Here is a 14,670-nt window from a genome sequence, read left to right on the forward strand (position 1 = left end):
TTGTAAATTAAAATTTGAATAAAAACGAAACACAAAGGCACAAATCTAACAAAGCAAGGAGATATTTATTGAGATTGATTCTCTATACAGTAAAGACTGTCTGTAATTTATCCAAGGTTTGTTGGATGCGAAATTTTGCTTCTTGAGAAGCCAATTCTTCTAATGTCAAAAAAGTTAAACCCATCAACATTAGGGGTTGCATATTAGTATCTGTTAAATCCTCTGAGTACTCAGCATGAAAGCATTGCAAATTTTCGGCGGCTGCCTTCACCAATGCCTGTAGAATCTCAAAAGCCCCATCAGAAAGTGGAGGTTGACCCCGGTAGTTTTGCAATCTGCCTCCTTCTCGATAATCAGGAAATGACTCTAACCCCAAAAAGCGTAAACACCAATCGGCTCGATAAAAACCCGTAGCAACTACAATGCCTCGATAGTCTGCAATTAGCTCGTCGAGTATATTGTTTCGCATGGAGTTAAACAAGCGACGTGTGAAGTAGTGCGTGCATTCATGTTCCAGTCGAATTGTCAAAGATAGACGCTGCCATTGGGATTCCTCAAGTTCCATATCCTTAGCTGAAACATTGCTATAAGAACCGCCACTCAAAATAATAAACTTATCCTGATAGAGTTCTTTTTGCGGGATTAATTGCTGAAATTCTTCTTGCCAACTACTTGGGTAGCGATTAGCAAAACTTTCAGCTTCCCATTTTTGACGGTACTGACGAATCCTGTCCCAGTTATTAAACCCGCTAACCATACAGGCTCCCATAGACGCAGGGATTGCTTGAGGTTCATTTCGCTTTGTTAAAGCTTGTACCAGAGAAACAAAGTCGTCTCGGTTCTCAGTTAGTAATACTGGGATGGTTCCAGCCAAGCTTTGGTGTAGTAGTAATTGGAGTTTTTGAGGTTGCTGCAAAACTAAACCAGTCGCCTCCGTCATCCCATCTACTGCAACACCCTTGCGAGTGGCATCTCGATAAGTCTGCGTTTGACTGATACCCTCAACTATGGGAAATTTCAACTGAACTAGTACGCGCTTTAGTGCTTCAAATGTTCCTAAAACTCTTGCAGCCAGAGCGTATTCTTCCCAAGCAGCCAGATGAGCTTCAGGGGGAAGAGGAAACTGGATGGAATGGTTTAATGTGTTGTGATTAAAAATGTTTTGGTTGTATACCAATAGTTCCTGCGCCTGTGCAGCAGTGGCTCCAAAGTCGGCGAGGACATGAGAACGAAGTGAATGTTGATCAATCAAAATCTTTACTTGTTCTTTGAGAATTTGAAAATTCCGAGTTCAGAGGTGGTAATGAATACAAAACTCACCTTGACAGCGCTACTCCTAACTCCCACCTCCTTCCTATCTCCTACCTCCTATCTCCTGTCTTTTAATTACACCAGCAATCTGATCGGTTATCCGTTTAATTGTTTGAGTAATGGGATGCTGGGGGTAACGCAGGGAGAAAACACCATTGCTTGCTAACTCTACCACCTCTTCTGAGAGGGGCAAAACTCCAGCTACTGATACGTTGTAGATTTTCTCTACCTGTTGTTGCAAGTCCGGGAAATTCAAGCTTGGTAAAGCTTTATTAATTACCAACAACATTTTTGGCACTCTCAGTTTGCGAGCTACATCCACTGTCACAGCAGTACCTTGAAAGTCTTGATTATCTGGACGGAGGAGAATCACCAGAACATTAGAAATACCAATGGAAAGTAAGGTTTCTTCATTCAGTCCGGGGTGTGTGTCAATTAATAGGTAGTCCAGTTTCAAAGTCTGGATAAGTTCTTGAAAACCATCGTTGAGCCGGACTACATCGTACCCCTCACGTAGAATTTTGGCGATTTCACCCGCCTTAATACTAGAAGGAACTAAATAAAGACTACCCTTGAGGGTATTTGTATTTCCCTGGTCTACAATTAGAGCATCAGTAACATCGTAAGCAGCATCTTTAATATTACAACGACCCCATAAGTAGTCATTGAGAGCGAGTTCCATTTTGCTCTCGTTAAGACCGAAAATAACGTGAATCCCAGGCGACTGGATATCAGTATCGATAATACCTACACGTTGCCCACCAAGGGCCATAGTAGACGCTATGTTAGCAATCAAGTTTGATTTGCCAGTGCCGCCACGGAATGAATGAACTGCAATAATTTGTGCCATAAGTTACCTCGTAATTAATATTCATTGGGCATTGGGCATTGGGCATTGGGCATTGGGCATGGGGCATTGGGCATGGGGACTGAATTCTTCCCAATAAACAACTCCTAACTCCTAACTCCTAACTCCTAACTCCTAACTCTCCACCCCCTCATTACTCTGGAAAGGTAAATTTCAACCAGCAACCATCACTAATCAGAGGTAGCAAAACTCGTCCACCGGATAACATCAAGTCAAAGTGCATATTTTTGTTGCCACTCTCCACTTCCACAAATGCAGGCAAACTTTTAGAGTCAATCTTGGAATTGCTCCTGTGTGCCCACACTCTCAATTCCTGTTTTCGCTTGGTTGGTAAGCGGAAAGTGGCATACTGTAAGGATGAGAGTGATGGAATCTCGACAGTGGCAGCTTGGTAGTGTTGTTCACCTTCGGCATATCCCAATAACACTTCTGCGATTTTTGGTTGTCCGCCAGCAGTGATTGTAAATACGGATCGTCCTCCTTGGTGTTGCTCTCGCAGTTCTACTACTAGACGAGAAGTAAAGGCACCATAGTACTTCATTACTAAAGTTGCTCCTAACGATAAGACAGCAATAGACAATGCACTGATACGCGCCACAGAATTTTCCCAGATGAACAAACCGTGGACGAGTAGAATGCCTAAAAATAGGCTGTATACACCTACGCTGAAAAACGGATGGTTGAGAATCTTGAAGACTACTCCAGGTAAAAGCTCTCCTTTGCGTCGGCTAGAAACCAATAGTAAAACTGGGAAAATACCGCCTACAAGGGAGTTGCCAAGTACACCAGCAAAGGCGAGTATGCTGGTAAAGGATTGCTCCCCAGCCAGGAACAGCCACTCGGTTAGCAGGAAAACTAGCAGTAACGGGCTGATGGATAGGAAAAAGCGCCGTTGGTTTAGTAAGGTTTTCCAAAACCTTTGTGTCTGACTCTGATGCTCGGAAGTAGCATTGCTGAAATCAGCTTTCAACCCTCCTTCGTAAACCAAGAGCATGGGTGAAATGGCTTGTACACAAGCACTATCATGGTTAGCTGACTTGACTTCTAAAGTCAGGCGAGTATCCCACTTGTCTAAGTCTGGGAACTGATGGAGTAGCTCTTTAATATCCCAATGTTGAGCGAAGGCAATTTCTACATGATGGACATTGCCGCTTAACTGAATATCTAGGCGAAACTTGGACTTAGCTTCTTCCAGTCCCAGGTAGGTTAAACCAATATAAGGAATGCGGTTGGGGTCGCCAGAGGGATGCAAGATTAACATTCCTTGCTGGCGAGGTAGCCTCAAAATCGGTTGGGGTCGGGCAGGCAACCACTCCCTAGCTAGGTTGACTAAGAGACTGGAACTGCGGAGCCAAGCCATTCCCAACAGTAAGGTGACTAATACTGCTCCCAAAACTGTAACGATCGCACCGACTTCCAATGCTAATGGTTCTAAAGCAGTGCCTGATTGTCCACCTAGCAACTCTGGCGATACGGCTCCGTTAACTGCTAGTACCCAAATGCAAAAGAGAATAGTTAAAAAAGCAGTTCCCGCTACGCTTCCCCAAATTAAGGATACAGCGCTAGGGTCACGGGGAAGTATTAGTTTGGCACATTCTCCCACATAAACATGGCCAAAGTAAAGCATCAGGCTCACACCTAAAATCCGTTGTAGCATCCAGGGGTCGAAAGGTTGACCGCCAAGAAAGGGCAAGTTTATATATAAAAGGTTTTCTAGTTGGATGTGTCGCAATGCTAACAGTGAAAGGATGAGAAGCAAACTCACGTTGATACCTGCTAGTAATACCATCAAGGCAACGGTAAAGTTAAGCGATTTTTGAGATACCAAATACAATCCAGCGCAGAACAGCAACATCGCCCACAATGCTGCTGGTATCTGGGTAAAGTTTGCCATAGTTACCGACAAACCGATATAACAAGCCAATGCTATGAGGAAAACACGGATACCAACTGCTATAGAAAGTATAAATGAGCCTGTATTTCCTAAATAATTAAATACTAATTGTTTGATAAAAGCATTGCCATAACGGAAATCGCCACTGCGACCAATGGCTTCTGCCATACAAGCCATAGTTAGGATATTGATTATACCGATGATGACTACGAAAGCAATTGTAGCTAAAGGGCCGACATCGGCTACGGCGATGGGCAAGGCTAAGAAAGCTTGAGGAAGACCCAAAGCTACGGTAAGTATGGAGGCTAACCAGAAGGGTGGAAGTGACTCCAAGCGCTGGGCGATCGCTGCTGTCATCCAGCGCCACTGTTCAATCAGTGATAACTTGGATGCAAAAATGGTCAGCAGTTGTTTTCTATACAAACGCAAGTAAGCCATTTGCACCGCCTTTTGATCCAAACCCAAAGTTGCCCGGATGTTAGGCACTGATTGATACATGAAAGTGTACTTCTGGCTGAGGGCATGGGCGATCGCAGCTTTCAGTCTGGGGTTTTCCGGCACGAGGGTTGTCCACTGCTCGGCGTAGCGTTCCAAGTGTTGGATGGTGGGGTGGAGTGGTGGGGCGTTTCCTAAAGCAAAGGCTTCCAAGAAAGCTAAATCGCGCTCTGAGGCCGCTTGCTCGGTGAGGGAAAACTCCATCCGCGATCGCGCCACTATCTGTGCTGTGCGGCTCTCAAGCAAAAACAGTACTGTTTTTGCTCGTTTAGCTGGTAAACCTGCTAGCACTTCCTCTCGTGATATTAGTTCGTCGTCATCGAATGACATATCTATGCCTCACAGTTTAGCGATCGCTCTTTGAGGGATTGCACCTTTGTCTGCAATCTCTGGTAGTAATCTGTCTCAGTTTCCCTAACAGTTACTTTCTGTTCTTTGAGCTTTTGAATCTTTTTTTGTAACTGTAGAAAATGTTCGTTTTCAGTAATTTCCGCAACATTAGTGGCTCTTTTAGTCTCGTCAATCTCAATATGCAGTTCCCGGACTTGCATTTTCAGCTTTTGATCTCGCACCCTCACTTGTTCAGCCATCTTCAAGAAAACGCGGACTAATTGACCCATGTCGTCTTGGCTATGAGCTAATTTCGTTAATCTAGGAAGCAACTTCACTATCCGAGAATCAAAATCGTCATGCTCCAGTGCTTGTGCTGCGGCTGTGAGGGCGTAAATCGGTCGAGAAATTCTTCGCGCTAGGAGCAACGCCATGATGGCTGTGATTCCCCCCACAATCAACAGACTGCCGCCGTGCAGCCAGATTAGGTGCTTCAATGGTTCGCTAAAATTTTCTTTGGGCTGACTGACCCCCAATACCCAAGGTTGTTCTTGCAAAGGTGCAAAGCCAACTATCCGGGGCATTTCCTGAGGTGGAAAGCGATAGGTAGTGTGACCTGCATGTTTAGCTCTCAGCATTACCTGCAACTCTGGAATGCCTAAGCTTTGAATCTGATCTAGAGCGTAACGTCTATCCTTCACAACCCGCTCTAATATTTCAGGCGGCAGGGGAACGAGGCTATGGTAAAGGAGAGATTTATTGAAATGACTGATGATTACTCCCTGCTGGTCAATTAAAAAGGTATAGCTTTGGGAGCCTACTTGTAGCGCATCTGCGATCGCCCAGATACCTTCTCCTTTAATTTTAACTACTGTGACTCCGATAATTTCGCCTTCTTGCGATCGCACTGGTTGGGAGAAAAACATCCCTGGTCGTTTCGTCGTTTCGCCTACTAAGATGCTAGATATATAAGATTTGCCCTGGATGCTGGAACGGAAATATTCACGGAAGGCGTAGTTTTGACCAAGGAATTTGCGATCGCTGGCGGCGACAGTACGACCTTGTTTATCCATCACAAACACAGCATCAAAGTCTGGGTTAGAACGGAAGACGTTTTCTAGCATTTGTTGCAAGTCAGGGCGGAGGGCTGATCGCTTTGAAGATGTGGAAGCTGCGAGGAAATTGACGACATTGCGATCGCTGCTAACTTGGACAACAACACGCTTAATATCAATAATTAACTGGTCAAGCCGACTAGCGGTACTGGTAGCTAACAATTCTAGTTTGCGGTATTCGCCAGTCTCCACACTATCCAAGCTCTGCCGCAAGTTGTAATAGGTGGTAAAACTCATCGGTATGAGTGCAACTGACACCAACACTGCTGATATTTTGGCAGCTATAGACCAGGCTGGCGGGTAAAGTAACCAATGTAAGCGCTTCATTTAATCCACTTAATTGCAAAAATCTCTAAGTTCACTCCCACAGCAACACAGAAGGAAGTAATTCTGGATACGCTAACCTCAGTAGCTCATAACCAATTCCGGCGGTGCCTTGAAAGAAACCAGGATTGTAAACATCTGGGGGAAGTTCGGGAAATAAATAAAAAGCACCGACTTGCTTTGCTCTGGCGACAACTGTTGCTGCTTGTTTTTGGACAGTTTCTAGTAGTTCTGAACTCGACAGTTTGATGGCTCCTACCAGTAGCACTTCCATCCTGCCAAAGTTACCGCAGCAGAGATGGTCAAGGTTTTGTAAACCAAACTGTTGAGTCGTGTTTAATGCGACTGCAATCTCTTGCCGGATTTCGGGAGTATCAAGAATTTCTAAACTCCCCAAACGACCTAAACCAATACCAGTAGCACCATGACACCAACTGGTCATAAAAGAAGGTTTTTCTCCTCTCACATCTTGCCAATTTCCGGCATTGGGGAAAAATAAACTGCGTTCATAGGCGATCGCTTCTTCTGCCGCTTCGAGGAAATTCGGATCTTGCGTAGTTTTATACAATCGCAGTAAGGCGTAGGCAATACCTGCCGCACCATGAGAAAAACCTGTGAGTAACTTTCCTTCTAAGGTTGCCCAAGCTCTAAATCCAGAATCGCTTTTAGTGCGGTTAATTAGTAGGTGATAACCTAAAGTAGTGGCTCGATCTAAAATAGCTGGATCTGATAAAGCTTGGTACAAACTCAGCAATCCTAGTATTGCCCCAGCAGAGCCGGATATTGTGTCAAAAGAGCGATCGCTCTCAATGCTTTCCTGAGTGATTAAGGAAGCTGCAAGGCTAGCAATATCTAAAAGCTCTGGCTCATCCAGAAATTGGCTAATCCTTACTAAGGTATAAACAATAGATCCTAATCCAGTGGCTCCGCCGATACCAATTTGTTTAGTAAATTTACGCCCAGAGTTTGCGTCTATATTCTGCAAGGTTTTTCTCAGGTCTTGCAAGGCACTGAGTGTTAAATCTTGAAATTCTGCGTCACCAGTAATTTTTACGATCGCTGCTAAAAATAAAGCGACACCGCAAACACCATCGTATAAGCCATCGCCTAGAGGCTGAAGTTGCATCCGCCCTGAGTTAGGCAAGTATCCCATGCCAATCCAGGTAACACTGCGATCGGATGCTTGAATTGCTCGTTGTTGAAGTTCTTTGGCAATTTCCACTGCCTCTTGCACCAACTGTGCTTGTGTTAAGGGAGTTGTTGTATTCCAATCCAAAGTAGCATTAGTAGGTGCAGCACTGGTCATGCCACGAGCGACCCGCGAGTAAAAAGAACCTCTAATAATTGCAATCTGTTGAGCTAAATCTGCATCATTCAGCTGCCTTAGACGAGAAATCATCTGGTCATAGCTGGGTTCTTTAAAATATCCCTCAATAATTAGGTCATTGACTCGCAGAGCATCACTGCTTGAGTCAGCAACAAAGTAAGGGATATCCATTTGCTCTAAAGCTTGTAATTCTGCTGACAACAGTGACCAGATTAGAGGTTTTGTATCAGCCTTCAAAAATGCCCGACTTAAAACATCTAGCTGAATACTGCGATCTACACCATGCCGCAAGAATTTTTGGTTCAGAGCTTTATTCAGAACATCAGCATAGACTTGGCTATTACGAAACAAAAACCGTACTTTTTGATGAGCTAGGGTGGCTATTGGACTATCGATTGCCAAAAGCGCTTCTTGCCGCTCTGACAAAAACTGATACATCTGGCGGAAACCATCTACAATTTCATTAACGTAATCATTGGGTGATAGGGCAACCTCATTAAGGAGAAGTGTATTAGCTTGGGCTGGCATAATGTCAAGTTCATACTTCAGCGCCATGCCGTCAGTGTTAATGTTCTGCCACTTTTGCCTTTTAACAGAAATTTCCTCGCCAACTCCCCCCAAACCACTGATATCTTCAGCCTTCCCTCCTGGTGCAAAGTCCCATCTCGGTAGTAGTCCAGTCCGCAGCACCGAGTCGAAAAACTGTTGATTTGCTTGGTATTGCGCTCCGTCCACTTCTTCTATTTTGGGATCAATTTCCTGAGCTACAGGCTGTAAGAGGGTTTCCAGGTCTACCAGCACCGGGTGTTCGCCACTAGCGATCAGATTTTCGTGATGACAGTCATTCCCTTGCAAAACGTAGAGTAGACAGAGAAGCATTCCGGCACGCTGGTAGTATCGCTGCGCTGCTGCTTCATCTTCACAAGGCAAATGTTCTACATACTCCATCCAACCATGAGTCTTGCAGTCGATAACTTTGACTAACTTGAACGGTAGCAAAACAAACTGCTGATTAAACCAAGCTAGTAACTGAAAATATGCAGTTTCTAAGCCTAAGCCTCTGGGTTTATATATCAGTTTCAATCCAGAAGCAAACGTTAAAGCGATTACCGATCGCCCTCTATTATGAAGATCGGAGAGGTTCAATTGGATAGCAACAATTTGGCTTGTATCTTCTTGGAAAGTTTGCCGGATAGTTGTTAAATCTAATGTTAATCGTTGAAGAAATTCTGTTTTCTCCTCCACCCATATATCCATTGCTGTCGCCACCAGCCGAGCTAAAACATTGTATTTCTGGAAAAATGAGAGTAGTTTGCCTGTTTTAAAGTCTTTGATAAAAGTTTGGTATTGCTCTTTAGAATTTATGTCTAATCCTCTTCCCCATAAGAAGGTGAAAGCGGATTGCTTGAGCGCTTTAAATAGTGAAAATTCAAGTTCTAGAGATTGGGTGCAAAAAGACACTAACTGCAATAAAAGTTGGCGTTCCAGACGTATGTGAACTGCTTCTGATAGTTGTTGCCAACTAGCACCAACCTGTGCAATGAGTTTTTGCTGCGCTACGTAAACAAAGGGTAGATAAACTTCTTCAAAGGGAATGGGTTTTTCAGTATCCAGACAGCGAGAAGCACTTGCATAAGCTATTTCCCAATCGGTTTGCAACGCTTGCTGTAAAGTTTCTGCCCAGAGAGGAAGTTTTTGTGCTTCGCTGATGTACACAGAGCCGAGAACGGTACCAACAGCTTTAGAATTGCGATCGTCCCATGCGAGGCGTTTGGCAAATTTTTCTGAGTTACCTTGTGCTACAACCTCACACCACATTTCCCAGCGTGAACTAATCAGTTTTTCATCGGCTGATGTCTCATTAGGAATGAAGTGTGTCTCCAGTCTTTCGGTTAGAGTACTAGCTTCCTCAACTATTTTGATTAAATCTTCTTGTGAAACTTCCATCTATGTGTATCCCTATTTAGTTAAACCCATAATGTTTGTTTTATTCAGACTTAGATTTGTAGTTTAGAGGATACCAACCTAGAATTACAATTCAAATTCTTTCGATAAAACTAACAAATTTTTAGCTTCTGTTTTTTATCTAATACGAGCAACTTCCAGCCTCGGCAATTTAATGATTTTTTATATCTTTTTATGATTAAATACTAAGACTTTGATTTTTATGATTTTCCTAAAATATTCACATTGTTATTTAGATTTTTTAGTCAAGGCATTCTATTTCCTTTGATTTAATGCCTAAAGAATTCAAATTGACGGTTTAGTTTCCGAATCGATATTCTAGTTAGTGTCAATCACAAAGATTGATAGAAGCAAATAAGGAGAAACCAAAATGCACGAAGAACTGAAAAAAATCATCTCTGATGCTACAAACGCCCGGTTCGAGTTTGAGCAAAAGGTCATTCAACGGGCTTGGGAAGATGAGACATTCAAGCAAGAATTACTCAGCAATCCCAAAGCAGTTTTTGCAAGAGAGTCAGGACAAGAACTTCCAAAAGATATTGAAATTGAAGTTCTTCAGGAAACTGCAAATAAGGTTTACTTGGTGCTTCCAAATAATCCTGCTCTTGCTGGATCTGAGGAAGAATTATCTGAGGAAGCTTTAGAGGCAGTAGCCGGTGGTGCATCGGGTTGTATAAAGTCCAGTCGACATAAAGGTTCGATTTGCCTTGCTTGGAGTGCGGTTAGTAACGCGAACGATAAGGTGTAAGAGTAACTTTAATACAGCAGTAACCACTTGAAATTGCAAACTTTATAACTCAGTGAGCCTGAGAGAAAATTCTTCTGGGTTCACTGGGTTTATTTTTATAAAGATTCTGGTAGAAAGAGTAAATATTGAGAAGGTCTTTCACATACTATGAGAAATTTGAGACTTGTCCAAAGAGTAGTTACTTCAGGGGTAATTGCGATGACTGCTGCATTCGGGAGCTTTATTGCCGAAGTTCAGGCGGCTATTTTCAGCCTGCCGATTGAAGCAGCAGCCAAAGCTACAGGGGTTGATGTTTTGCGCGATCGCTACGGCTTAGATGGGACGGGAATCACTATCGGTTTCATGTCTGATAGCTTTAGCACAGCAAAAACCTTTAACGCTTCTGGTAACTTGGATAGCTATGCGACCAACATAGCTGATAGCTACTTACCATCTGGCATTAACGTGTTAAAAGATTTCTCTGAACCTGATGCCACAGACGAAGGTCGCGCCATAGCGCAGATCATTCATGCTGTAGCTCCGGGAGCTGAGTTGATATTTCACACAGGTGCGGGCAGTGCAGATATCTTCAGTGAGGGCATTCAAGCTCTAGTGGCTGCCGGGGCAGATATCATCGTGGATGATATCCGCTACAATCCTCAAGATAGCCCTGATGTACCTTTAGACTTTCTGGATTTGGAGCCTCCATCTGGGCTTATTAATCAAACAATTGACACAGTATTCAACCAAGGGATTTCTTACTTCACTGACGGTGGTAATAATTTTCCCGATATCCCAATATATGGACACGCAAATAACCCAAATGCACTAACGGTTGGAGCCGTGTACTACGGGAACGCGGAATCTTACTCAAACCGTCCGTATGGTTTGGTTCTAGATCAGGGGCAATTGGAACCCTTTTCTTCCGAAGGCAACCTAAATTCCCTGAAGCCTGATGTTGTAGCTCCAGACGGGCTACCAATTTCCTTCAATTTAGGTGGAAACGCTCCTGATATTGGCGATCCTGACTTCTTCGACTTCTTCGGTAGCTCTGCTGCGACACCTTACACAGCAGCAGTAGCAGCGCTGTTATTGCAAGCAGATCCAAGCGCAACACCCACTGAGATATATAACGCGCTGAGAGATACGGCTGACAGTCCTGCATCTGGTTTTGACTCCAGACTAGGTTTTGGTTTAATTCGGGGAGACAAAGCGATCGCAGCGCTAGGTATACAACCTAAACCAATTCCTGAACCTGCCACAACCCTAGCCTTGGTCTGTGTTAGTGTTTTGATTGCAGGTTTGTCCTTAAAACGCAGATATCAGACCATAGCCAAGCCTAACGAGAAACTCACCCTAGTTCACTCAAGTTTTATCGAAACAGAATTCAGCATGAATTATGTAAGACTGGCGGATAGCGCAGCTTCTTCTCTACGAGAGACTGCGCCAACGAGTCCGCGAATATCTGAATAGATGGGTTTAAGACCCCCAGTAAATCTACGATTTGGTGCAAAACAAGACGCTCGATGACTCGCTACCGCTACGCTATCAGTAGCGAGTCTGAATCCCTAATTACGAATTACGAATTACGAATTACGAATTAGTATCTGCGCTTTTCGCCAAACTTGAGGAGTCATTCCAAAGCTGATGCGAAACTGGCGAAATAAACATCCTGCATAACGATAGCCCACTGCTTCAGCAATTTGTTCAATTGATTGGTTAGTTTCCAGCAGCAAAGAACACGCTGCTGCCATCCGGCGCTTGGCAATCCATTTATGTACAGTCTCTCCCGTTTGCCGTCGCACTAGATCAGTTAGGTAAGCTGCTGAGTAACCGACTGCTTGAGCTACGTCAGTTAAGCCCATCGGTTGATGATAATTTGCCTCGATGAACTCGAAGACTTCACGCAAATGAGGGTCAGAAGGCAATAGCGATTGAGGTTCTACCGATTTGGCAATCTCAGTACTTTCTGACTCTAAACTTTGCTGAGTCTCAGCAGCGTACCACTCCTTTTGGGCTGCTTGTTTTTCCAGTCGGGCAGCGATCGCCCTCAACAATTCTTCTACTGTAGAGGGTTTGCTAAGATAGTTATCTTCTCCTAATTGCATCTCTGAATGAACCTCAGTCTTGGTATTCTTGGCAGTGAGAAAGCTGATAGCAATAACACCGTCAGCAGTGGCATCTAAAGCTGCCTGAAGCAAAGAAAGAGACTTTTCTAGTTCTGTCTGTGTCCGCTGGTGCAAAGTTTTCTCACAGCATAATTGCTCATTAGTGTCATTTAACTTAGTTAAAAGCTCTTGCACTTTTGACTCTAGCGCTGCATTAGTTGTTTGTAAGGCTAATGAAGTCTGCTGGCGATCGCTAATCTGTTTGCTAGAAACCATATTTAACTCCCTGCAATTACTGAATGAACTGTAAAAGTTAGTTTTAAAGAAACCAATTTATTACTCCATATATTTCTCTTGCTACTGCCATTTTTTTTACACGAATACCAATTTTTATTTACAAAAGTTGATATTTCCCAGTTAAAACAGTTTTTTTGCTACTGCAACAATTGAAAACCTCAAATCTTTACTGGGTATAGGTTATAGAATGTGTTATGAAGAATTAAACCAACGCGAGTTCTAAAAAAGATGAGTAAAGGTGAGCGCGATCGCATTGTCTGTCTACTCAAGCTAGCAAGACAGCAATAGGAACGATTTTTGGCAACTATGACCAAAGCGAACGCGGCAGTAATCCTCAAATGTTTTCTACGTGGAACAGTACAGTCTGCGATCGCCTACGGCGGGGCGTAGCCCATCGCGCAATTCTGCCAGTGCCTTACCCGCCTCAAAAAACGCTCTTTCCACACGGCGCTTTAGGTGAAGGCGGTAAGCGTAGCCATGCCGTCAGGCTTATCGCTTTGTTCTGCCTCGCTTAATTCCTCGACCTCAACAGCCGTAACCGTAATTATTGCTGAGAGATATCCTCATTTACAGAGTTAGCGGGTGGTTTTGAATTTCTGGATGCAGCAGAGGTGGATTTTTTGCTCTTATATCATGTTCGACTTAATACTTATGTCATTGCGAGCGGAGCGCGGCAATCCCAAACCTTTGCGATTGCTTCATTCCACTTCGTTGCATTCGCAATGACATAAGTATTAAGTGATTTACCGAACATGATATTACGGGTTGATTTGTCCATAAACCCACCTCTAGGTTGATATTTAAGCGACTGACTGTTGATGCTCTATCAAATCAAGTAGATAGGTTCAATGAAATAGCCCTAAAGCCAAGGGTTGGCTAGGATTGAAAGAATATCAAGTGCGAGATAAAACCTAAGTTTATTAAAAAATATATAAATTTTAGGTGCTTTTTACCTCAAATTAAATTCTGCTTAACCTCATAATTTTAAATTTAGCTGACTGCAAGTATTGAAAAATTTCATTAACAGTCATAGTTCCTCAGACAGACCGATTACCAAAATACATCTTGAGGTAATGAAAAATGGTTCTTCAGTACCTAGTATGCCAAAAACTTAGCAATAATCCGATACAAAGCTGAAATTATCATATTAATTTAAAACTATAATCGTTGCCAGACTTGACTTAGAGAGTAAAGTTGCTGTTAATTATAGTTATCAAAGTTAATTAAATAAGTCTGTATCACACTATGTCATTAAAATCCCACTCAAAAATTTTAACAGAGCTAGTCAATAAGCGAGGGTTCTCGGAGATTTAGACCAAGGTAAACTTATCGAAATGATTAGCGATCGCCGAAAAGAAAAAATAGCCGAAGCCGTAGGCGATCGCCTGTGCCAGTTGCGTAAGTCCTGATGCAGATGTTAGTTGAGTACGCTGCCAGTCAATCTGATGAACTACCCAACTCACTGCGTTTGGTTTTATTGAGTGGCGATCGCAAATCCCATAATTTATATAATAATGATTATAATTATCATATAAATGTACTGCGACTTTCCTCTTACACCACTTTTTAGCGTCGCAGTCTATTTCTTAATTGTTACCTGATTATTTAGGCTTAAACGCTGTATACTTGCCTCCTAAACCTTCCACAATCGTGCGCGTATTAGCAATCAACATTCCCTGATAAGTCTCACCCTCTGTCCCTTTTTCTCCCAAACCATCAGCAAACAATTCTCGGTCTGAAACCTTAACTTTCGCTTCTTTTGCTACAGCCTGTATGAGTTTAGGGTTAATTGTCGTTTCCGCAAAAATCGTCGGTACACCCTCCTTTTTTATATCCTTTGATAATGCACCTACCCGCGCAGGAGTCGGCGCTTCTTCTGTACTAATACCCCCTAGCGCCCCTTCAATGG

Annotated in this window: 12 protein-coding genes; 3 read left to right on the top strand and 9 right to left on the bottom strand. The window is 43.2% G+C overall.

Translation table 11 applies throughout. The features are described from left to right. Positions 1-82: 82 nt before the first annotated feature. The 6 genes from LC586_RS20725 to LC586_RS20750 form a co-directional block, all read right to left on the bottom strand. Positions 83-1,249, bottom strand: a complete 1,167-nt coding sequence (locus tag LC586_RS20725) for a DUF7005 family protein (RefSeq protein ID WP_438822918.1) — start codon at positions 1,247-1,249, stop codon at positions 83-85. A gap of 105 nt (positions 1,250-1,354) precedes the next feature. Next, on the bottom strand, positions 1,355-2,161 hold the full coding sequence (locus tag LC586_RS20730) for a MinD/ParA family ATP-binding protein (protein ID WP_229486592.1): 807 nt from the start codon (positions 2,159-2,161) through the stop codon (positions 1,355-1,357). After that, on the bottom strand, positions 2,097-2,255 hold the full coding sequence (locus LC586_RS20735; RefSeq protein ID WP_229486593.1) for a hypothetical protein: 159 nt from the start codon (positions 2,253-2,255) through the stop codon (positions 2,097-2,099). Before LC586_RS20735 ends, LC586_RS20730 begins: the two co-directional genes overlap by 65 nt. Before the next feature lie 57 nt (positions 2,256-2,312). Continuing rightward, a complete protein-coding gene (locus tag LC586_RS20740; RefSeq protein ID WP_229486594.1) occupies positions 2,313-4,898 on the bottom strand; it encodes an amino acid permease in 2,586 nt (861 codons plus the stop codon). 2 nt (positions 4,899-4,900) lie between these two features. Continuing rightward, positions 4,901-6,340, bottom strand: a complete 1,440-nt coding sequence (locus LC586_RS20745) for a cache domain-containing protein (RefSeq protein WP_229486595.1) — start codon at positions 6,338-6,340, stop codon at positions 4,901-4,903. Positions 6,341-6,371: 31 nt separating this feature from the next. Then, entirely contained in the window at positions 6,372-9,611 is a 3,240-nt protein-coding gene (locus LC586_RS20750) for a type 2 lanthipeptide synthetase LanM family protein (protein WP_229486596.1), read from the bottom strand. 388 nt (positions 9,612-9,999) lie between these two features. On the opposite strand from LC586_RS20750, the gene LC586_RS20755 reads away from it, so the two are divergent. Together LC586_RS20755 and LC586_RS20760 are read left to right on the top strand one after the other, a co-directional pair. Further along, positions 10,000-10,377, top strand: coding sequence for an NHLP leader peptide family RiPP precursor (locus LC586_RS20755; RefSeq protein WP_229486597.1), 378 nt, complete (start codon positions 10,000-10,002; stop codon positions 10,375-10,377). 198 nt (positions 10,378-10,575) lie between these two features. Next, on the top strand, positions 10,576-11,829 hold the full coding sequence (locus tag LC586_RS20760) for a S8 family peptidase (protein WP_229486598.1): 1,254 nt from the start codon (positions 10,576-10,578) through the stop codon (positions 11,827-11,829). A gap of 113 nt (positions 11,830-11,942) precedes the next feature. Here the strand turns inward: LC586_RS20760 and LC586_RS20765 are convergent, their stop codons facing one another. Further along, positions 11,943-12,740 (bottom strand): helix-turn-helix domain-containing protein, encoded by a 798-nt coding sequence (locus LC586_RS20765; protein WP_229486599.1) that lies wholly within the window; start codon positions 12,738-12,740, stop codon positions 11,943-11,945. A gap of 359 nt (positions 12,741-13,099) precedes the next feature. Here LC586_RS20765 and LC586_RS20770 point away from each other — a divergent pair, with 359 nt between their 5' ends. Next, on the top strand, positions 13,100-13,276 hold the full coding sequence (locus LC586_RS20770) for a hypothetical protein (protein WP_229486600.1): 177 nt from the start codon (positions 13,100-13,102) through the stop codon (positions 13,274-13,276). 795 nt (positions 13,277-14,071) lie between these two features. Here the strand turns inward: LC586_RS20770 and LC586_RS20775 are convergent. Both LC586_RS20775 and LC586_RS20780 read right to left on the bottom strand, forming a co-directional pair. Beyond that, positions 14,072-14,224, bottom strand: coding sequence for a hypothetical protein (locus LC586_RS20775; protein ID WP_229486601.1), 153 nt, complete (start codon positions 14,222-14,224; stop codon positions 14,072-14,074). Positions 14,225-14,362: 138 nt separating this feature from the next. Beyond that, the coding region (locus LC586_RS20780) for a metal ABC transporter solute-binding protein, Zn/Mn family (protein ID WP_229486602.1) at positions 14,363-14,670 on the bottom strand (308 nt) is incomplete at its 5' end.

Source organism: Nostoc favosum CHAB5714, from assembly GCF_020829495.1.
GTDB classification, from domain to species: domain Bacteria; phylum Cyanobacteriota; class Cyanobacteriia; order Cyanobacteriales; family Nostocaceae; genus Nostoc; species Nostoc favosum.